16 protein-coding genes are annotated in these 21,577 nt (G+C 35.4%); 3 read left to right on the top strand and 13 right to left on the bottom strand.

The features are described 5' to 3' along the window. Window positions 1-15 precede the first annotated feature (15 nt). From GHI45_RS03650 to GHI45_RS03635, 4 genes are read right to left on the bottom strand one after another with little or no spacing between them, the layout of a single operon-like run. Entirely contained in the window at window positions 16-1,455 is a 1,440-nt protein-coding gene (locus tag GHI45_RS03650; RefSeq protein WP_147779484.1) for a 4-hydroxyphenylacetate 3-hydroxylase N-terminal domain-containing protein, read from the bottom strand. Next, window positions 1,452-1,739 (bottom strand): RNA-binding protein, encoded by a 288-nt coding sequence (locus GHI45_RS03645; protein WP_147779483.1) that lies wholly within the window; start codon window positions 1,737-1,739, stop codon window positions 1,452-1,454. Before GHI45_RS03645 ends, GHI45_RS03650 begins: the two co-directional genes overlap by 4 nt. Then, window positions 1,739-2,104 (bottom strand): septum formation initiator family protein, encoded by a 366-nt coding sequence (locus GHI45_RS03640; protein WP_228386007.1) that lies wholly within the window; start codon window positions 2,102-2,104, stop codon window positions 1,739-1,741. The genes GHI45_RS03645 and GHI45_RS03640 overlap by 1 nt, the downstream gene beginning before the upstream one ends. Then, entirely contained in the window at window positions 2,094-2,369 is a 276-nt protein-coding gene (locus GHI45_RS03635) for an RNA-binding S4 domain-containing protein (protein ID WP_147779482.1), read from the bottom strand. The genes GHI45_RS03640 and GHI45_RS03635 overlap by 11 nt, the downstream gene beginning before the upstream one ends. Window positions 2,370-2,626: 257 nt before the next feature. On the opposite strand from GHI45_RS03635, the gene GHI45_RS03630 reads away from it, so the two are divergent. Continuing rightward, window positions 2,627-3,463, top strand: coding sequence for a WxL domain-containing protein (locus tag GHI45_RS03630; RefSeq protein WP_147779481.1), 837 nt, complete (start codon window positions 2,627-2,629; stop codon window positions 3,461-3,463). An 87-nt stretch (window positions 3,464-3,550) separates the two neighbouring features. Here the strand turns inward: GHI45_RS03630 and mfd are convergent, their stop codons facing one another. The 4 genes from mfd to ychF all read right to left on the bottom strand — a co-directional run bounded on the left by mfd (window position 3,551) and on the right by ychF (window position 9,396). Further along, window positions 3,551-7,042, bottom strand: a complete 3,492-nt coding sequence (gene mfd / locus GHI45_RS03625) for a transcription-repair coupling factor (RefSeq protein ID WP_147779480.1) — start codon at window positions 7,040-7,042, stop codon at window positions 3,551-3,553. Next, window positions 7,042-7,608, bottom strand: coding sequence for an aminoacyl-tRNA hydrolase (gene pth, locus GHI45_RS03620; RefSeq protein ID WP_147779479.1), 567 nt, complete (start codon window positions 7,606-7,608; stop codon window positions 7,042-7,044). Before pth ends, mfd begins: the two co-directional genes overlap by 1 nt. Before the next feature lie 387 nt (window positions 7,609-7,995). Continuing rightward, window positions 7,996-8,235, bottom strand: coding sequence for a hypothetical protein (locus GHI45_RS03615; protein WP_147779478.1), 240 nt, complete (start codon window positions 8,233-8,235; stop codon window positions 7,996-7,998). A 45-nt stretch (window positions 8,236-8,280) separates the two neighbouring features. After that, window positions 8,281-9,396, bottom strand: a complete 1,116-nt coding sequence (gene ychF / locus GHI45_RS03610; RefSeq protein WP_147779477.1) for a redox-regulated ATPase YchF — start codon at window positions 9,394-9,396, stop codon at window positions 8,281-8,283. Window positions 9,397-9,646: 250 nt separating this feature from the next. On the opposite strand from ychF, the gene GHI45_RS03605 reads away from it, so the two are divergent. Continuing rightward, entirely contained in the window at window positions 9,647-10,318 is a 672-nt protein-coding gene (locus GHI45_RS03605) for a helix-turn-helix domain-containing protein (protein WP_187230062.1), read from the top strand. A 27-nt stretch (window positions 10,319-10,345) separates the two neighbouring features. Here GHI45_RS03605 and GHI45_RS03600 read toward each other — a convergent pair whose 3' ends face one another. The 5 genes from GHI45_RS03600 to dnaA all read right to left on the bottom strand — a co-directional run bounded on the left by GHI45_RS03600 (window position 10,346) and on the right by dnaA (window position 20,256). Next, complete coding sequence (locus GHI45_RS03600) at window positions 10,346-10,549, bottom strand: DUF951 domain-containing protein (protein ID WP_147779475.1); 204 nt, start codon at window positions 10,547-10,549, stop codon at window positions 10,346-10,348. A 9-nt stretch (window positions 10,550-10,558) separates the two neighbouring features. Then, a complete protein-coding gene (addA, locus tag GHI45_RS03595) occupies window positions 10,559-14,182 on the bottom strand; it encodes a helicase-exonuclease AddAB subunit AddA (RefSeq protein WP_147779474.1) in 3,624 nt (1,207 codons plus the stop codon). Between the two features lies 1 nt (window position 14,183). Continuing rightward, window positions 14,184-17,480, bottom strand: coding sequence for an ATP-dependent nuclease subunit B (gene rexB / locus GHI45_RS03590; protein WP_147779473.1), 3,297 nt, complete (start codon window positions 17,478-17,480; stop codon window positions 14,184-14,186). A gap of 112 nt (window positions 17,481-17,592) precedes the next feature. Then, a complete protein-coding gene (dnaN, locus tag GHI45_RS03585) occupies window positions 17,593-18,735 on the bottom strand; it encodes a DNA polymerase III subunit beta (RefSeq protein WP_147779472.1) in 1,143 nt (380 codons plus the stop codon). A gap of 150 nt (window positions 18,736-18,885) precedes the next feature. Beyond that, window positions 18,886-20,256, bottom strand: a complete 1,371-nt coding sequence (dnaA, locus tag GHI45_RS03580; protein ID WP_147779471.1) for a chromosomal replication initiator protein DnaA — start codon at window positions 20,254-20,256, stop codon at window positions 18,886-18,888. Between the two features lie 509 nt (window positions 20,257-20,765). Here dnaA and GHI45_RS03575 point away from each other — a divergent pair. Then, window positions 20,766-21,248 carry a sigma-70 family RNA polymerase sigma factor gene (locus GHI45_RS03575; RefSeq protein ID WP_147779470.1) on the top strand — a complete coding sequence of 161 codons (483 nt, stop codon included), beginning with the start codon at window positions 20,766-20,768 and terminating at the stop codon, window positions 21,246-21,248. Window positions 21,249-21,577: the final 329 nt, after the last annotated feature.

Below are 21,577 nucleotides of genomic sequence, written 5' to 3'. Positions count from 1 at the left end.
ACTCCGATATTCACTTTATTGCTCAGCTTTTGCATTATTTAAAACCTTGTCCAACATCTGATTACCTTGACTTAAGTCTTCGCTTAACCAGTGCATATTTTTAATCCACATAGGGTTTCCTCCATGGAGAAACTCATACGTTCTTTGTCTTTGTCCAAATGATTCGCCCGTCACATCCCAAGCAAGATTAAGCAATAGCGCTCTATCTTCAGCATCAATCAATGGACTTGTCATGCTTGCTTTCAAAATTTCGGAAATCTCACTGTTTTCAAATTCACGGAAATCTGGAACTCCGACTACTGATCCGCTTGAAAACTCAGCAATCACACGAATTGCCTCATCGTAATAATTGGTCAAGCTTGCACGAACAGCAAGTAAAACTTGCATATTTGGTGTTAAAACACCATTTTCCATGTGCGCTGTGACTTCACTGGCAATGATACTTGATTTTATCATCTCTAGGTTTACAGTCAAACTACCAAGCATTTCTTGAACACGTAAAAATCCTGTCAATCCAAGTTTTTCAGCCAAACGTATAGCAAGTGACGTTACAAATTCAAGTTTTACATATCCTCTGACCTCGTCCTGATGTGCTGTATGTACAAAAAATCCTGAACCTGGGAAGAAAGCATTGGATTTATCTACTGAACCACAAACGAACAAGTTTTCATTTGGAACAAAAACATCATCCAAAATGATAAAAGCATCCATTTCATCAAAGTTACCTGATAATGGATAATCCTTTAATGAAAAATCGTTTTTCATGGTTGGTTTACGGCAGACCATCTTGACACCTTCAGTTGCGAGTGGCAATGAGAACGCAAGTGCAAATTTTTCATCTTCTGGAGACAAGCCTGGCAAATTAAAAATCAGTAATTCATCAGCCAATGGTGCAAGTGTGTTAACTTGCTTGGCACCACGTACAATGACTCCATCTTCACGTTCTTCTTTAACCCAAACGGCCGCAAATTCTTGTCCCTCTGATAAAAGTTGTGCAAGACCTTTTTGACGGTCAACTTGTGGATTTTGAATGGCATGTGAAATAAATAAATCTTGCGTTTTTACTCGATTTGCCCAATCACGCGCATTTTTGGCATAATCTGTCCGATCGTCTTTACCAAGAATATCTGCATAAAAGTCTAAAATGGCAACCCCTGTATCAATAAAATCAGGAGTGCGTCCAAGAAAACCATAAGATTCTCTTGCAATTTGTTCGTAAATTTTACGTTTGTGTGCCAAATCTTCAACTGTCATCGTTGGCATAAACAAAATGGAACGTTTTTCACCATTTTCTTCGTAAACATAAGTTTCAGGGTCTTCTTCTTGAAGTTCATAATAGCGTTGAACAACTTTCAAAGTTTTAGCAAAAACAGGTTCTTGCGATAAATCTTCAACTTTTTTTCCACCGTAAAAAACAGTGCGTCCATCATTCAATTTTCCATCTTTTGTACTCATTTTAATTCCTCATTCATTTTATGAATTATTTCCATTCGCTCACCTGTTTCATGTATAAAGGTGCCGAATGTTTTTTTGAAATCTTTATCAAGGTAGCTCAAATCAATTTTATCGTCATCGTGTTCTTTTAAAATTTCGATGCCAATAAAATCTCCGACTTGGAACTTAGGTAAATTTTTGGGTACTGCTGACCACCGTAAAAGGCCTTTTTGTTTGCCTCGTTCTGATGTATCAAAACGAACAAACAATCCGAATTTTGTGATATTTGAAATTTGACCAATCATTAGTTATTACTATTCTGCATGCCTGGAATTTCAAAAACTTTTTCATTTGTTTCCGAATAACCTTGTGTTCGAGCATATTTTGCAAGGAAATCACTGTCTTTTAATTTTTTGATTTCTTCGCTTTTTATTTTGTTATCATTTACAAGTTCAGTGTTCGTTTGGAGGACAACTTGCTGCAACTTCAATTGTTTTTGAAAGCCTTGATAGGCATGAACCAAACTCAAGCTCACCAAGCTAAAAAGAACCATCGCAACAATCAAAATAAGTCCTAAATGTCTTCTCCTTGGAGGCATGGACGTTTTATTCTCACTGTTCTTTTGTTTTGTATAGTCGTTATTCAGATGAATGACTTGTTTATCCATCATTTTCTTCCTCTTTGATGCGTTTTTCAGAAATTAACTCATACATTTTTTCTGCGTCTTCTTTACGTGTAAACTCTTTTGTTTCTAAAACTTTGGCTTCAACAATTTTATTTCCAAAGCGAATTTCTAGAATATCATTGAATTTAACATCACTAGAAGATTTAGCCAATTTTCCATTAATTTTAACGCGTCCTTTGTCTGCAACTTCTTTAGCAACTGTGCGACGTTTAATCAAACGTGACACTTTTAAAAACTTATCTAATCTCATGTGTCGATTATAACATATTTATTTTTTTTTGAAAAACAGACAGCGCTTGTTTTACTCATTCTGACAAAAAAAACTGTCAGCTCTGACAAATCACTCCGGAAGATAGATAAAAATAAAATATTACAATTATTTAATTTTTAAATCTAAAAAAATTTTTTAGGTTATTTTGATGTCGTCTACTGAAAAAAAAAAAAATATTATATAATTGAATTAAGAAGTCTATAAAATACACCCAATCAAGAAAGGAGTAAAAATAAATGAATAAGATAAAAAGTAATGTTTTCTTAATTATTTTGCATTTATTTTCAACCTCTTTTGCATCTCTCGTACTTTTCACATTAAGTACGCCAATCGTTTCGTTTGCAGCAACATCTCCAAGTTCGACAGGAAATACAACAAATGTGACGCAAACCGTACCTGACTCGGTAACTCTAGCATCAGGTTTTTTGACCATTGACGGTGCAACAACTTGGAATTTTCAAAGTACACAAATAGAAACTCATCAAGCTGGTGATTTACCATACGGCACTACAATACACAATAATGTGAGTGATGATGTTTGGGTTCCTGCTTCCATTGGTACTCAATATTCAAAATCTGACGAAATCACAGCCAATCTCCCTTCTGGAACGATTTCTAATTCTAATTTTGCACCGGCTGGTTCCCTTTTTAGTCCGACACTTAAATATGCTGGTGTACAGATAACTGATTCTCGTGGTACTGATACTGGATGGTCATTGTATGCCTACCCATCAAATTTAATTTCGTCAAAAGGTTACATTTTATATGGCGCCACTATCGGGGTAAACCCCACTGGAAGTATTGTAAATGATGCCCTTGATAAATTACCAACTTATATAAAAGCACAATACACAATCAATTATCCACTTTGGATCGGCAATGTTCCCGAGTCTTTAAATCCAGCACTCGAAGTTGCCTCATCAGGCTCAACTCCTCAACCAGCTCCAGAGTTAAACGCAACTGGAACATCACAAATTCCTTTTGCTAATCTTACCTTATGGATTCCTTCGGGAGTGCCACTGGCTGATACATATACTGGAACGATAACTTGGGATTTAACAACTGCCCCTTGAGTAAATAAAACAGAAAAAACCAAAGCTCAAAACTATCTAAAGTCTTGTACTTTGGTTTTTTTCTGTACTGTCAGCTCTGACAGTTTTTTATTTTTGATGTATTTCATTTTTGTCTCGTAATTTTGAGAGTGCTTCAACAAAATTCATAATTTCGCTTAACAAAACAACTGATGAACGATTTTCAATCTTAAATTTGAAAGTCATTCTGCCAAACGCCTCACCTAATGTAGCTGGCAAAGTCGTTTGAGCTAAAGCCTCAAAGAATTGTTGAGGATCGTACATCGTATTTGCAGATTTTTCAAGAGCAATGATGACTTCAAATTTAGTTTTATCAATTTTTTCAACCATAGCATTGTCTGCGAAGTTTTTCAGAAGTCCGATTTCGAGTAAATAGGCGACTTCATCTGGATATTCACCAAAACGATCGACGATTTCATCTTGTAACTCTTCGTAAGTCTGCCGACTGTCAATTTGACGAATTCGCTTATATATTTCAATCTTTTGTCGTTCATCAGAAATAAAGTAGCCAGGAATAAAGGCGTCAAGCCCCAGAGCAATTTCTGAGTTTGACTTGCGTCTGGTCTTCGTGTGTCCCAAACGTTTTTGAACAGCTTCTTCAAGAAGTTGCGAGTACAAATCAAACCCAATGCTATCAATAAAGCCTGATTGTTCTGCACCAAGCAAATTTCCTGCTCCACGAATAGACAAATCACGCATGGCAATTTTGAACCCGGAACCTAACTCAGTAAAGCCTTTTATGGCATCCAGTCTCTTTTCAGAGACTTCTGAAAGGATTTTTTCAGGTCGATACATGAAATAAGCATACGCAACCCGATTGGTTCGGCCCACGCGTCCACGAAGTTGATAAAGTTGTGAAAGTCCCATAATATCAGCATTTTCGATGAACAAAGTGTTGGCATTTGGAATATCAACCCCCGTCTCGATAATGGTTGTGGCCACCAAAATATCATAATCACCTGCGATAAAATCGAGCAAGGTATTTTCAAGTTGGACTTCGCCCATCTGACCATGAATAAAGCCAATCCGAGCTTCTGGAATGAGTTCTTCAAGCTGTGAAACCTTTTGTTCAATACTGTCAACTCGATTGTAAACGTAGTAAACCTGTCCACCACGAGATATTTCCCGTAAAACAGCATCTCTGACAACACCATAATTGCTTTCCATAACATATGTCTGTACTGGATAGCGGTTAGTAGGTGGCGTTTCAATGACTGATAAATCACGAATCCCAAGCATGGACATATGTAGAGTACGCGGAATAGGCGTTGCTGTTAAGGTCAAGACATCGACTTGTGATTTTAACGCTTTTAGACGTTCTTTGTGTTTGACACCAAAACGCTGTTCCTCATCAATAATCATCAATCCCAAATCAAAGAATTCAATATCTTTTGATAAAAGTCGATGGGTTCCAATAATCAAATCAATTTGACCTTTTCTCAGTTTTGAGATTATTTCTTCTTGTTGTACTTTCGTTTGAAAACGACTTAATACGGCGACGTTTACACCAAAGTTTACAAACCTTTCGGTCATTGATTTATAATGCTGCTCCGCAAGAACTGTTGTTGGTACAAGAACCGCCACTTGTTTTCCGTCATTGATTGCTTTAAAAGCTGCGCGCATTGCGACTTCAGTTTTACCAAATCCAACATCACCAACAAGTAATCTGTCCATCGGGCGTGACAATTCCATATCATGCTTGATTTCATTGATTGAACGTAACTGATCAGGTGTTTCGGGATATGCAAATCCATTGTCAAATTCTTCTTGACTGACATCATCAGGTGCAAAAGCATAGCCTTTTTGAGATTGTCGTTTTGCATATAATTTAATCAAATCCTCAGAAATATCTTCAACTTGTTTGCTGACAGAAGTCATGGTTCTGCGCCAACGACCGTCATTTAATTTATTGACTTTAGGTGCTTTTCCTTCACCAGCCGTATATTTGCTGAGCATATCCAAGTGATCAACTGGAATAGAAATCGTATCATTATTTTGATATTGAATGGTCAGATAATCACGATGCATGCCGTCAATTTCAATCGTCTGAATGCCTAGATATTTACCAATCCCGTGATTTTTATGAACAACATAATCCCCAACTTCAAGCTCATTGTAATCTTTCAGCCGTTCAGCATTTGTGATATTGAGACGACGTGCTTTTTTCTTCCGAACTTTTCCAAAAATCTCACTGTCAGTAATGACAACCAGTTTCTCGTCTATAAAATTAAAACCATTTGACAAGGCAAGGTTGACAAGATTGATTTTTCCAACTTGAATATCATCAGCACTTGTACGGGCTATCTCCAAGTCAAGTTCAAGTAAACTTTGTTGTAATTTTTCATTAGGAACAGCTAAGACAACTGTAAATTGCTGCTTTACATAACGGTCAACTTCTGTGTAAAACAGCTCCATTTGACCAAAGAATTGTTGCATAGAATGCTGATTAAAGTTGTGTAAACCATCAAATTTAATATTTCCAAGTCCTTTTTGGAAGTTGGAGAAAAAACTAACAGGCTTGTAATTTCTAACCTTAGCAATCGTGTCTAACAAATATTTTTGATTGTCAAGCGCACGATTCATCGATTTTTCTGACAGGATAAAATCAGCTAATTCCATCTCAATTTTATTGTTCATTTCATTTATTCTCTGAAAATCATCAATAAAAACTTGAGTTCCTTTTGGTAAATAATCTAATAATGAGCTTGATTTTTCATAAAAATACTCTGCAAATTTTCTTAAATCTTTGTGAAAATAATGATTCTGACTTGCCGAAATAAGCTCTTCGAAATATGATTTTGTTTTGTTATCATCAAGATTTTCTGTCAGAGCTGACAACTGTTTTACACCTCGTGTAAACTCGTTGTCAGTTAATATCATATCGCTTGCAGGGTATATTTCAAGCCTTTCAAGACTCTCTAGTGACCGTTGACTTTCCACATCAAATGAACGTATTGCGTCAACCTCATCACCAAAAAATTCCACTCGAATTGGATTTTCTGCATCTAGTGGGTAAACATCAAAAATATCTCCTCTTTGTGAAAATTCACCAGGAGTCATAACACGTTGTGTTTTTTCGTAACCTGCTCCAGTCAACAAAACTGTCAGCTCTGACAAGTCGTATTCGTCACCAGAAGTCAATAATAAATAGTTCTCTGAATAATTATCTGGGCTTGGAAGTTGACTCCGCAAGGCCATAAATGGAACGACCAAAAAACCTGTTTTCTGATTGTCCAACAGGAAATTTAGGGCTTCTAATCGATAAGCAATCCGGTCTTTTGACGCCAATGCAAATTCGGCATAGACATTATCATCGCTAAAAAATTGATACACGTCATTTTCGTCAATCAACGAGGAAAGCTCATCGTAAAGTTCATTGGCATGAAATTGGCTGTCAGTGATGATGACGTATTTATCCGGATTATTTTCATAGGCGTTAGCCATAACAAGTGCTTTTGCAGTCCCTGTAAGACCTGTCAGCAAATGGCGTTCGCGTTTTGAAAAGCTCCGTTGCCAATTTTGGATATCTCGATTTCCATCAAAAAATTCAATAATATTCATCAGTTGTACTTATTCATTGCTTTCGTAAAATCATTATTTTCAACATAAAACTTAACCGCATCAACAGCTTTGGAAATTCCCTCTTGTGCAGCTTGAGCATCTTCATTGTCAAATTTTGTCAAAACATGATTGACAACTTTCATTCCATTTTTAGGACGGCCAATCCCAATCTTAACATGATTGAAATGTTCCGTTCCCACATGAGTCAAGATTGACTTAATACCGTTGTGTCCACCAGAAGAACCTTTTTGACGCAATCTCACGCGCCCAACTGGAGAGTCCATATCATCAAAGATGACCGTTAAATCTTCTGGATCAATATTAAAATAGGTCAACAACGGTTTAACAGCACGTCCTGACTCATTCATAAAGGTTTGAGGTTTCACAAGAAACAGCTTTTCTCCATTAACAAAAGTTTGAGCGACTTCAGCAATAAAGGTTTTTTCCATCTTGAACTCTGTAGCATATTCTTTGGCAAGCAATTCAAGCGCCATAAATCCCATGTTATGCTTGGTTTGATCATATTTATCGCCTGGATTTCCCAAACCAACTATCATTTTAGTCATTTTTTTCCCTTTTCTATCAAAACAAAACATCAAAAGGCCGATTTTTTATAAATCAGCTTGTTTTTTCTTTATTATACCAAATTTGAAGAACAAAGTATTTTAATAAATTTATGAAAATTACTTTAAATATGCCTTCACTTGAGCTTTATTTTTTAAAACGATTAACTTGCTATTACCCTTTAATTTATCCAAAGGTGATACTTTCACCCACTTAAACATCATTCTCAGCATACGAAAATCAACATGATAACTTGCTTTTTCAATTCCTAATTTTTGTTTAAGAAATCGAAAAATAATTCTTGTTCTCAAAATATAAAGTGGAAAATCTAAGCAAATTATCAAATCCACTTGTTCATAGGCGTTTGAAAAACAATCACGCCCAACATCTTAAATAATATAATTTTCCCGCTTCAATATTTCCTGGAAAATCTCATCACGCTCAGCAACAGAACGTTTTTCATTTCCGTAGCTATCTTTTTTACTTTTATGAACGATATCATCTAAGGAAAAATAAGGACATTGAAGCTGTTTTGATAAGCCTTTAGCGAGTGTACTTTTTCCACTGGCAACTGTACCAACTATATAAATTTTCATTTTTTTGATTTCACGTGAAACAAAAAGTGCCAAAATGACACTTTATTTTTTATCTTGTAAACTAAGTTGACAGTAGGATTACACGTTGAAGCGGAATTCCATCATGTCTCCATCTTGACCAACATAATCTTTTCCTTCTTCACGAAGTCGTCCTGCTTCACGAACAGCTTTTTCTGAACCATACTTCATCAGGTCATCAAAGGACATCGTCACTGCACGGATAAAGCCACGCTCAAAGTCTGAATGAATCACACCTGCAAGTTGTGGAGCTTTCATGCCTTTTTTGAATGTCCAGGCGCGAACTTCTTTTTCACCTGCTGTAAAGAATGTTGCTAAGCCAAGCAAATCATAAGCTGCTCGAGTCAAAAGATCCACACCAGATTCTTCAAGTCCAAGAGATTCCAAGAATTCTGATTTTTCATCGTCATCAAGTTCAGCAATTTCTTCTTCAATGCGAGCAGAAATAACAGCTACTTCAGCATTTTCTGTAGCTGCAAAATCACGAATTTGTTTAACGTATTCGATATTGTCAGCATCGCCAACTTCATCTTCTGATACATTTGCGACGTATAAAACAGGTTTTGTTGTCAAAAGGAAGAGTCCTTTTACAACTTTTTGTTCTTCCGCATCAAATTCAACGGTACGAGCAGATTTTCCATCTTCCAAAACAGGTTTAATTTTTTGTAGGACATTAAATTCGGCAACAGCGTCTTTATCTTTCGTTGTACGTGCTACTTTTTCTACACGAGAATAGCGTTTATTTACGGACTCTAAGTCTGCCAAAATAAGTTCAAGATTGATGGTTTCAATGTCATCCATTGGATCGACAAAATCACTCTCACGACCAGCTTCACGCATAACATTTTCATCGTCAAATGCACGAACCACATGGATAATCGCATCTACTTCACGGATATTGGCAAGGAACTTATTTCCCAGACCTTCGCCACGAGAAGCCCCTTTTACAATCCCAGCAATATCTGTAAACTCAAATGTAGTAGGGATAATTTTCTTTGGATTGTAAATCTTTGCAATCGCGTCCAAACGACTATCTGGAACTTCTACCATTCCAACGTTTGGATCAATCGTTGCAAATGGATAATTGGCTGCTTCTGCACCTGCACGTGTGATTGCATTAAATAAAGTTGATTTGCCGACATTTGGAAGTCCGACGATACCTGCTGTTAATGACATTATTTTATATTCCTTTGTTCGTTATCTTATTTTATTATACCTTAAATCACATAAAAAGACAAAAAAACCTTCGCTGTAACAGGTTTGTTGGTTGATTTAAAAGGCCATCAAACGTTTACACCAGTGTAAACCTCCAATCTTGCTTTTAATTTCTAAATAGCTCTAGCAACATCTCGTTTCTCCTTTATTGCTTTACTTTAAAAATCAAATGTTCCATAATGAAAATATCTCAAAGCAAGGAGTTCATCTCATGAAACTAAATGTCGTATTTTCAAAAACTATCGCTCATATTTTAGCGTATCTCAGGGGAGATTTTCTTAAAAATACTAAAAAAGTTCCTCCTGAAACTATTGATATAACGCAATCTTTAGGTAATAATCTGAAAAAAGCACGCCAAAATGCTGGTCTTTCTCAAGAAGATGTTGCAGAAAAATTATACTACACGAGGCAAGCAATTTCCCGATGGGAGCTAGAAAAAACAAGTCCCAATATTTATGTTCTTATTCGTCTGGCAAAGCTCTACAAGGTTGATTTAAACACCATTGTTACTGGAATTAAGCTACCTGAAAAGAGAAAAATATTCTATCTTTTTGCCTTATTTGGTGTCTTAGCTTTCAATAGTATCTTTGGTTTGGCCTTGCTAACTCTGGTTGTTGCCTTTCTTTTTACAGTTTACGCCCTTGAGTTGAGCCTGCTCCTTGCTCCTTTTATCAGTATTTTGGGGGTCTTATCTCATTCAAGTCAGGTCTCACTTTTGGGCCGTCCTGCCAGTGCTGGTTTAGATTGGTGGCAAATACTTTTTATAATAATCATGCTGATTGTGGGCCTTTTACTCGTTCCTTTTCTCATAAGAATTAGTAAAGTTATCTTGCATTGGCTTCTCAATTATTATAAATATAATATCAAGTCAATCTATCATTAAAAAAAATCTGGTTTACACCAGATTTTTCTATTTTTCTAAAACTTTTTGCAGCTTTTTATTAAAGTCAAAACGACTCATCATCACTTCATGGCCACAGTTGCTACAACGAATTTTGATATCTGCACCGAGGCGTGTAATCTCCCAATGATTCGCTTTCTTACCTGTTGATTTGATTGTACAAGCATGTGGTTTTTTCATCTCAACAAATGAGCCTAATTCGTATGTGTTCATTTTTCTCCTTCAATCCAGTTTTTCAATTAAAACTTTATCTGGCCCACCCAATAAAATCAAATACTTGTCAACTTGGTTTACAGTAGGGTTGGCATTCTGTAGAGCTTCAGCATATAAATCCATCTGAACTTGATATCGTGCCTTTATTTCAGCAATGGCACTGATTTTATTGAAATAATCCGTCTTATAATCAAAAAGGATAATTCTATCATCTAGTCGGATATAACCATCGCAAATCCCACGCACAATGTACTGATCCTTTGCAAACTGATCTGTCTTAAGCATTGAAAATGGAGCTTCTTTTACAGTATTGTCAACATTGTCAATCAAAATTTTCCCTAAATCCGTATCAAATAAAGTCAATAATTTTGAAAGGTTAATTTTTTTCTTTAGTTCGTCAGAAACAGAAAGTTGATTTAATGTCTTTTGAAAATTTTCCAAAGTTGGATTTGAAAAATCAGCTTCTTGCATGAAACTGTGCGTTGCAGATCCAACTTCAGTCGCAGAAACTTTTGATTTCTGAAGCGATGTAAAGCCAAATGTTTTCGCTCTGACAAACTCTGTAACAGGTTGAACTTCGCCAAGCTCTAGTTGCTTCTCATAACTTCGCTTTTTAACTTGACTTGGCGTTTGAATACTTGCTAATTGTGTCGCAGCTTGCTCAGGATACTGAAAGGTCATAATTTCATTGGCACGTTTTATATCATCCGACTGTTGCATAATGCCATCAAGCTGCGTTGACTGTTCAAGTAAATTTTCAAAGAAAATAGGTTGGACATATTTGGTCTGATGTTCTACCAAATCATCTTTTGTATAAATATTCATTTTTACAGAAAGCTTTGTAGCAGCCTGTAAAGCAAGTATCCAGTGCTGGAAACCATTCGCTGAATCTCTATATTTATTAATCAGCGTCGTCTGTTCTAGTACAGCGTCCGCATAACTATCTATGCCTTTTTTAGTGGTTGCTCCAACCAAATAAAGTTTTTGCTTTGCCCGTGTCAATGCGACATACAATACACGCATTTCTTCTGACAAACCTGCTCTTTTTTTGGTCTCTTTATTTACGATATAAGGCAATGTATCCATTTTTGCTAAGGCATAAGGAAATTCCGTCTGAACATCTGGCTCATTTTTCAAATCTGCAACATATTTGATCCCTAATCCATTCTTACGTGTAATGATAACTTTTTCTGATAAATCAGATTGATTAAATGAAGATTGTAAATTCATAAGAAATACATGATCAAATTCTAATCCTTTTGATTTATGGAATGTCATAACACGCACAGCATTTTCTGGAAGCTTAATATTTACAGCTGCCAAATCATTGTTTTGTTCCATAAATCGATCAATCAATCTAATAAATTTGAACAATCCTTTGTAACCAGAACTCTCATAAGATTCTGCCCGAACTGACAACGCTTGTAAATTTGCCTGACGTAAATCACCATTTGACAAAGCCCCTACATAATCATAATAGTAAGTATCAATATATATTTTCCAGAGTAATTCATGAATTGAAATTTGGTTTACAAGTTTACGCCATTCTGTAAACTTGTTGACAAAGTCCTGTATTTTAGCCTTAAGAGGTACTGTAATCAGTTCTTTGTTAATTGCTTCTTCTGTCAGTGATGACAGAACTTTCTCCCAAAAACGTGTGTCCTTTCCACCTTGTAAACTAATCCTTGTCAGCTCATCTTCGTTAAATTCGAAAAGTGGTGAACGAAGCATTGCGACCAATGAAATGTCATAAAGAGGATTATCAATCGCCCGAAGCACATCTAACATAACAAGCACTTCAATAGACTTCAAAAAATCTACACGGCCTTCATCCAAAACAACTGGAATATCATACGAAGTCAATATTTCTTCGATTTTATTATTGTTTGATTTTGAACGAACAAGTAAAGCAATATCTTTTGGGTTTACACCTGAGTTCAGCAAACTCACAATTCTTTGAGCAGCAATTCTGATTTCACCATCTGAAATGACTTCCACATTTTCTGATGTATCTGGTTGTCCTTTTTTGTCAGAATCTTTTTCTGTATCTACGCTGTAAAGCAATAGTTCTGGGTAAAATTCTTCTGTCAGCTCTGACGGATAGTCTGTCAGGTTCCCTTGAACCAATTTTTCTTCTTGACCATAGGTCATCTCGCCAATTTCTTCGTCCATCAAGTGCTTAAAGACCTGATTTGTGAAATTCAAAACTTCACCGCGCGAACGGAAATTTTCTTTTAAGCGAATCAGTTGATTTGGATTTTCTGGTTGATCATAAGACTTATATTTTTCAAGAAATAGTCCTGGATCTGCCAAACGAAAACCATAAATAGATTGCTTGATATCGCCCACCATGAATAAATTATGACCGTTTGATAAGAGAACCAGCATTCGCTCTTGCGTGTGGTTGGTGTCTTGATATTCATCAATCATGATTTCATCATAATGTTGCTGCAATTCTTCACGAATATCTGGATTTTCTTCTAAAATTTCAATCGCAAAATGAGAAATATCAGCATATTCAAAAGCATTTTCATTTATTTTTTGTTCAAGATAGGCCTGATAAAACGAGCGCATGAATTTTTGCAATGACACTACGATTTGATAGGCTTGAGGTTGATATTTTTCTATAATTGCGCCATGCTTGACTTGGTTGTAAAAATCAAAAACAATTCCCGGTGTACTTTTACTACCGATTAACACTTGCCGCTGTGCTGAAAAATCTTTTTTCATCGCACCTAGCGTTTCATCTTTTGAACTTCCCACAGCAATAACTGTGTCAAGCTGGATGAATAAGTCCGCAAAAGCACTAAAATTTTTCTCTGTCAGTGTTGACAGTAAGACGTCTTTATGATCAAGAAAGGCGTTAGCCTTAGCAATTCCTATTTTTCCTGAAATGACTTTGTTTGTAAGTGATATTTCTAATAATTCAACAAAATCTTTCACTGCTTCAACTGTAAGCTCCAGATTTTTCTGTGGTAAATCTGTAAACTTTTGATATGTATCATAGGCCTTTAAAAAGTCTTTTTCAAGCCATTCCATAGGATTTTCAGTTGATGACATGAAGTTGTAAACACTGTAAACCACGCTTTGAAAGCCATTGATATTGCGGTCTTTTGAAAAATTCTTGACTAATTTTTTAAAATCATCTTTTGTAATGTCATCAGTACTGACAAGTTCTTCTGACAGATGGTTTTCCACCAGCTGATCAAACACATCTTGTTTAATCAAATCACTTTCAGTCTTATCTGCTAAAATTCTAAAATTAGGATCAACGTTAATCCGATTAAAGTATTGGCGAACAAGTTTTTGAGTAAAACTATCCATCGTTCCAATATCTGCAGACTGTAAACCTTGTAAAGCAAGTGTAAACCGATGGCGTTCTTCATTTTCATCTGAGGCAAGCCTTGCCTTTTTCAGATCACGTTCTAATCTTATTTTTAATTCCGCTGCAGCTTTTTTTGTAAAGGTAGAGATGAAAAGTTGATTGATTTCAACGCCTGAACGGACTTTTTCGACAATCCGATTGGCCATGACAAATGTTTTTCCTGAACCAGCACTGGCTGAAACGAGTATATTTTTTCCAGTACTAAAAATGGCTTCTTCTTGTTCTGGAGTTAATTTTACATCGGACATTTTAATCCTTTACCTTTCCACTTAGTTCTTCTTTTAGCTTTTTCGCTGTTTTCTGGCCAATTTCACGCGTGTAATCGTTCATGTGGACATTTGCCTCAAAACGACAGATAGACTTCAGAGGACAATATCTACAGCCTCTGACGTTACCTGATTTATCAATTCCTTCACTTCTTTGCATGATTGGATTGATGGCAATTTTTCCTTCTTTTAATCGATGAGCAGCTCTTTGATAATGCTGGCGATTGATTTCTAATAATTTTTCAAATTCTTCTGGCTGATACACATTGTTTTTATTGATAGTAATGCCGTCAATTTCTTTCAAATCAGCAGAGCTTTCAGCTAAAAGGAGGCCTTCATAAGCCATTGCTTTTTCTAATTCTTTTGTAATCTCTGACAGTTGATTGATTTTTGCTAATTCAACTGGGCTATTTTGAAATTGAAGATACAAGGCTCCCCAAAGTTTTTGGTCAGCAAAGGTCTGCTTCAAGACATCCAGATAGGTCAAGAACTGTAAACTTGTGCCATCAAAGGCAGATTGAAGATTAAAACGATGTGCACTTGACTTATAATCAATCGCACCCAAACTTTCATTATCCGTTTCATCAATTCGGTCAATTCGGCCACGCAAATGAACGTCATCAATGACGAATTCACCTAGCTCGCTATTTTTAAGTCCAAAACTGCTTTCAGTCATTTTTGTTGTTAAGTGAGGATTAGCAACATTTTTTTTGAGCATGACCGCAGTTTGATAGACAATTTCTTCCAGATTTTCCCATGTAAATTGTGCAGATGGTCCTTGGGTAAAGTAATGGCGATATTCCTTGTTTACGTCAGCAATGACAGCATCTAAATGTGCATCAAAATTTTCACTTGTCAAATCTTTTTGAATGAGCAATTTCTCAAAAATCGCATGGAAAAAGTTCCCTACCACTTTTGAATTGATGTCAATTTCTTCAAAGGTTTCAAGCTTGAGCGTACTTTCCAAGAAATACTGATATTCGCAATTATAAAAACGCTCAAAACTACTGACCGAAGCATAAATATGACCATTGTAAACCTTGTTTACAGTTTCTGCTGATAAATTTACAGTAGAAATATCTTTATCTAAATTCAATAATATCTGTTTGAAATCTGAATTATTTTTAGTTAGCAGACGGAAAATACTTGACCAGAAAGCAGAATGTTTCGCTTCTTCCTGGCTTTCATTCATTTGCCGCTCAATTTTACCGATAGATGAAATAACGGACCGTGCATTGCCAATATGAACCAGCGTCTCATCTGCATTACTCGAATGAATTTTTTTTCTAATTTGTGGTTCAGAATGTTCCAAAATCAGTTGAATGACTGGTGAAATATCGTCTTGCGCATTTTCAACGATTTTTGGAACAGACAAAATCAGCTCTTTTGTTGCTGCGTTCATCAATGAAAGATTGGTAAAGGTTGACGTTTGATAGTTTACAACATTGAGTTGTTCAATAAACTTCCCTTCACTCGCATTTTCATTGATTTCGGCACGCTCATCATCAGATATCAGGGTAGAATTAACCTTTGTTCTTGGGAAATTGCTTTGACTTAATCCAATAGCGTAAACATATTTATTGGTTCTCGGCTCAACTAAACTATAATCTTTAACGTTTACAACATCCACATTAGCAGGAATTTGACGATAATTTGCATTCCGAACACCTGCCAAAATAATATCTAGAAAATCGCCAATTTTCATTTTTGAATCAGCAAAAACAGCTAAGAATTCCTTCAAGATAGACAATAATAAATTCCAAACTTGCTCATGTTTATCAGCCATTTCATGATTATTTTCAGCTTCTGCAGTTTCATACAATTCATTCAAGTGGGCAATGATTTGTCCCTCTTCAAAGAATTCTTGAAATTTATCAACCCAAGTTTTCCCTAAAAGGGAGTGATTGCTTGACAGTAAACTTTGAATTGCTGAGGAGTTACCAAAAAGTTGCTGACGGAATAATTCAACATCATCAAAATGAGCATATTCATTTTGCTCAAATGGCGTAGCAAAGGCTTTTTTTCCTTGAATTCTATTTTGATGAACATAATATTCAAAGAAATCAATGTCGTCAAGGTTGACTGCTTCGGAGCCATAAAGTTTACACTTCAGTAAATTAACAACATCAGTTGCTCGATAATTATTCTTCTTAACAGCAAATAAACTTTCGAGAAAAACAATCAGTGGATGATGTGACATTTTTTCTTCTTCAGCATAAAAATAAGGAATGTCGTAAAGTTGAAAAATTTGCTTGACGGGAATTTCATATTGCTTGGAATGCCCAACTAAAATCGTAAAGTCCTTAAATCTTGCCCCCTCGACAAGTTTCTGACGGATACGTTTGGCAACAGCCTCTATTTCCGCAGTTTGATTTTCAGCTTCCCAAATCGAAAACTGCTTTTTTTCACTGTCAGTAATGACAAGCGGTTGGTCAGTCATGACAAAAGCTTGATCTTGCTTAATCAGCTCTGTCAATTTGCTGTAAACATTATTGACAGCTCCATCATTAATTTGTTTGACTTTTGCTTGATATTTCAGTGAAAATTTATCAATCATCTGAAGTGCATTTGCATAAACAGAATCTTCTACACGCTGATTATTAGTCACTTTTTCAGAAAATGTTCCAATGATAAAACGGTCAACCTTTTGACTAAAACAAGCAATAAATTTTTCTTCTTCTGCAGAAAAACGTGTATAGCCATCGACAATACACACGACATTTTTTAGTTGTTCATCAAACTTGCCAGCATTTGCTTCTTCAATAAAATCAGAAAAACTAGAAAAATTAGCAAAATGCGCTGACAAATCTGCCTCAAATTGATTAAAAATCAGTTTCAACTCTCGATTTTTTTCATTGTCTGGCAAATCATCGATGACCAAATTACTTTTTTCTAATTCATTTCTTAGACTAACAAGCATTTCAAAAAAATTAGCAGAGTTTTGCAAACCAAAATAAAGTGGAATTTCCTCTTTACTAAAATTTTTCATGACTTTTCTAAAAAGCATGGCCATTCCAGCAGGGCTCAGTTCGACCTGTGTGCTTGTTTGATCATTTTTGTCAAAGTAGTACGGAAACTGTTTAAAACGCGTCACAAGCAGGTCAAAAACGGCCGCATCAGCCCCTCCATTGATCCGCTCTAAAATTTCTTTTTCTTGTTCAAATGACATGGATGAAGGAACGATATAAAAGACTTTGTGCTTTTTCGCCATTTCTTCTTGTGCAATCTCAAGTAAATTTGCTGTCAAATCTTGTGTAATTTCAGTATAAAAAATTTCCATAAAAAAATAGACCCAACTTTCGTTAAGTCTATTATATCAAAATCTTTCTTTTTCGCTCAGACTTTATTTGAGAGGTGATTTTAAAGCACCTGTCAGTTCTGTCAGAAATTTATTAGTTAGTACGAACCGGTGTAATCAGCTGTACAAAGCCTTCTTCATCATTTTTTGGTTGCAAAGTAAATGGGCGAACGTTTGAAATAAAACGAATGCGAACTTCTGGTGACTTGATTACTTTCAAGGCATCAATCAAATATTCAGGATTAAAGCTGATAGCTAATTCAGAACCAGTTTGTTCAAGAGTTGAAACTTCTTCGTGAACAGAACCAACCTCAGGAGAATTTGCAGTCGTTACAACTGAATCTCCGTTGAAAGTCAATTTTACAGTACCATTGGCTGTTTGAGTAGTCAACAAACGTGCACGTTCCATTGAGTGACGAAGTTCGGCAACATCAAAGACCAAATCCAAATTATAGTCACTTTCTTTAGGAATAAGACGGTTGGTATCAGGATAATTTCCTTCAATCAAGCGACTGTAATAGCTGACAGTTGCATTCTTAAACAACATTTGGCTGTTATTGATGAAAATTTCGATTTCTTCTTCATCATTTGTAAAAACATTTTTAAATGAATTGATAGATTTGCTTGGCAAAATAACATCAAATGACAGATTAGATTCGTCTAAAGTTAAGATACGTTGACTCATTCGATGTGAGTCTGTTGCTACTGCTTTCAATTCGTTTCCGTTGATTACTTGGAGGTGAACACCAGTAAAGATAGGACGATTTTCTTGATTGCTGACAGCAAATACAGTTTCAGTGAACAAAGCTTTCAAAAGCCCAACTTTGATTTTGAGTGAAGTTTCTTTTGAAATAGCTTGGATGCGGGGATAAACTTCTGCATCAAGACCTTTCAAAGTAATTTCTGATTTTCCAGAATGGAGAACAACTTGTTTTTGTTCAAGTTCTGTAAATTCTAAAACAATTTCAGGAAGTTGGCTAACAACACTCTCGAAGAATGATGCTTCAAGCAAGATTGAACCTTCTCCTTCAATGACCATGTTTGCATCTTTATTGTCAGCAGGAATGAAATTTTCAATCGAAATTTGTCCATTCGAACCAACTAATGTAATTCCGTCAGTAGTGACAACAATTTTTAATTTGGTAAGGGCTGGAATAGCAACTTTTGAACCAATTGCTTGTTTGGTAATTCGAAGTGCATTCTGAAATGCTGCTTTGTTGATTGTAAATTTAATCATGGGACTCCTTATTTATTTATAATAAATATATTAGTAATAGTAGTAGGTCAAGTGAGTATGTGGATAACCACTTATTTTCAGTTATATCAAGCTTTTTAACCTGTGGATAACTTTTGCATAATTATGGGCATAACTTTTGATTTATCCACATCACAAAAACTTACGTTTGATGCTATCAATATCTTTTTGGACTTCGATATCATTTTTCATTTTATCTGAAATTTGCTTGTAAGCATACATGACTGTGGTGTGATCGCGTCCACCAAAGGCATTTCCAATCGCAGGCAAGCTTGTGCCAAGCAATTCGCGAACGAGATACATGGCAATTTGTCTAGGAAAGGCGATTTCCTTTGGTCTTTTCGGTCCAATCAAATCAGAAATTGAAATATGATAATATTTAGCAACTTCATCTTGAATTTTTTTAATGGTCAGATTTGACAGAGATTGATTGGCTTGACTTTTCAGTGAACGCAAGGCTTGAGAAGCAGTTTCAATGTCAACGCGCGTGACATTATTTGCGTTTGCCACAAATTCCACTCGGTTTAATGCTCCTTCGAGCTCACGAACGTTGGAGTCAATTTGACCAGCGATATAACTCAATGTTTCACTTGGAAAATCTAAATTACTCGCTTCAGATTTGATCAGCAAAATAGCCATACGTGTTTCGTAGTCTGGCGCAGTGATATCAGTGGTAAGTCCCCAAGAGAAGCGACTTACCAGTCGTTCTTCCAGATTATTCAATTCTTGCGGAATCCGGTCAGAAGTCAAGACAATCTGAGCACCTTTTTCGTACAAGGTATTGAAAGTGTTGAAAAACTCCGTTTTTGTTCCTTCTTTATCACTAAAAAATTGAACATCATCCAATAGAAGTAAATCAAGATTACGATAAGTATGCTCAAAATTTTCCATTTGATTTTTGCGCGTGGCATTGACATAGTCGTTAACGAAGTTTTCAGAGGAAACATATTTAACTTTTGCATTTGGATTATCGGTCAAAATCTCATTTCCGATTGCGTGCATCAAGTGGGTTTTACCCAGTCCAGCACCGCCATAAATGAAAAGCGGATTGTAGGTATCCCCAGGCTTATCTGCAACAGCAACGGCTGCAGCCAAAGTCCATCGGTTACCAGGTCCTTGAACAAAATTTTCAAAAGTATATTTTCCATTTAAACCAGTTAAAACAGGCGACAAAGCCATATTGTTTTTAGCAGGAAGAATATCTTCTTCAGGCTCTTGTGAGAGCTTGTTTAATTCGTTCGTTGAAAGTTCATCTTTTGCATAAAGGGCATAAGAAATTGGTTTTCCAAAGACCTCAAAACCAGCCGTACTAATAAGGTCCGACTGTTTTCTCCAATAATCTTTGTGAAAGCTAGATTCAACTAAAATATTAGCTGTATCATTTTCTATACTCATAAGTTGAGCTGGATCAATAAAATACTCATAAGCCCCTGACTTAATATTTTTTTGTGCCAACTCTTTAACCCTAGTCCAAAATTCGTGGTTTTCTTTTAGGAGAGGCATAATACTCCTTTGTATTGATTGTTGATAACTTATTATAGCATGTTAAAAAATATTTTTCCACAACTTTTTAATATCAAAAAAAGTTTTCCACAGAAGTGGAAAAAAAATTACAAAATTGTGGATAAAGTGGATAAGAAAAAAATATATAACCCCTCAAATAAGTCATATCAGCACTCGAAAGACTTATCCACAAGCAATGAAAACTCCAATTTTTGTTGAAAATCCATAGAATAAAAAAAATAAATTAAAACTTATGATTTAACTTGTGGATTATTTTTGTTGAAAACTTTTCGTATTTCGCTAGGTGGAAAACTAAATTTTAGATATAATAAAATAAACAAGTTATTTTCTCTTTCTACTATAATGAATATAAATGAATATAAAAATTGAGTGAAGGAGGAAATCAATGCAAAAATTAAATTACCGGCCACCTTAATACCTGTTTTCTTGTTAACTAAGATCCAATTATGACGCTTATCCATATGCAAATAGAAATAAGAGGAAATAACTTGACCGATAATCTAAATTCGCTGTTTGAAAAAATTAAGCCAATCATTTCGAAAGCGAGAAGAAGCATTCGCGTAAAATCTTGGGATATTGACGACTACTTTCAAAAAGGCTTGATTACATTAAATGAACTTTTGAATTCTGGCTGCAACGAAGAACAAATCTTTGTTCACTTTAAAGTTAAGTATCGCCAAAAGCTAATTGACATGGTTAGAAAAACACAGGCACAGAAGCGAGCATGGGAAAATGAAGTTGGAATTGATGTCTATGAATCAGAAAGCTTCATTAATAGTAATAAAAATACTCCAGAGGATGTGATGATTTTTAATAGTCTAAAATTGGAAGTATCAAAAAGACTCAGTCCTAACTATAGAAGATTATTAAAAAAACAACTCGATGGAGAAGTATTAACAAGAATGGAAAAGCATCGTTTGAAAGAAAAGATTAAAAAAATCCTATTCGATGATGCGGATGCTGAAGAATAACAAGAGAAAAACAAATCGACATTTCCAAAATGAAGATTTGTTTTTTTATAAAGCCAGTGATTACAAGGCTTTGTAAATGAAAAACGAACAAATAATAAAAAAAAATAAAAAAATCGTGTTAAATTGTTGACAAGTAGATAAAGGTTTGATAGAATATAATAGTTGTCTCAATCGAACGCAAGTTACTAGAGAACAGCACAGCTAGACCATTGAAAACTGAATAAAGTAGAATAACTCATGTAAAGCAAGGACAGCTTTCAAAAAAACCAACCTGTCAAAAGAATAAATTTTGAGACAAAAAACAAAGCCAAGTTTAAATGAACAAGGCA

The organism is Lactococcus sp. dk101, from assembly GCF_009601055.1.
In the GTDB taxonomy this organism is placed as follows: Bacteria; Bacillota; Bacilli; order Lactobacillales; family Streptococcaceae; genus Lactococcus.
Note: the sequence above shows the minus strand (reverse complement) of the source record. Positions and strands in the feature narration are given on the sequence as shown.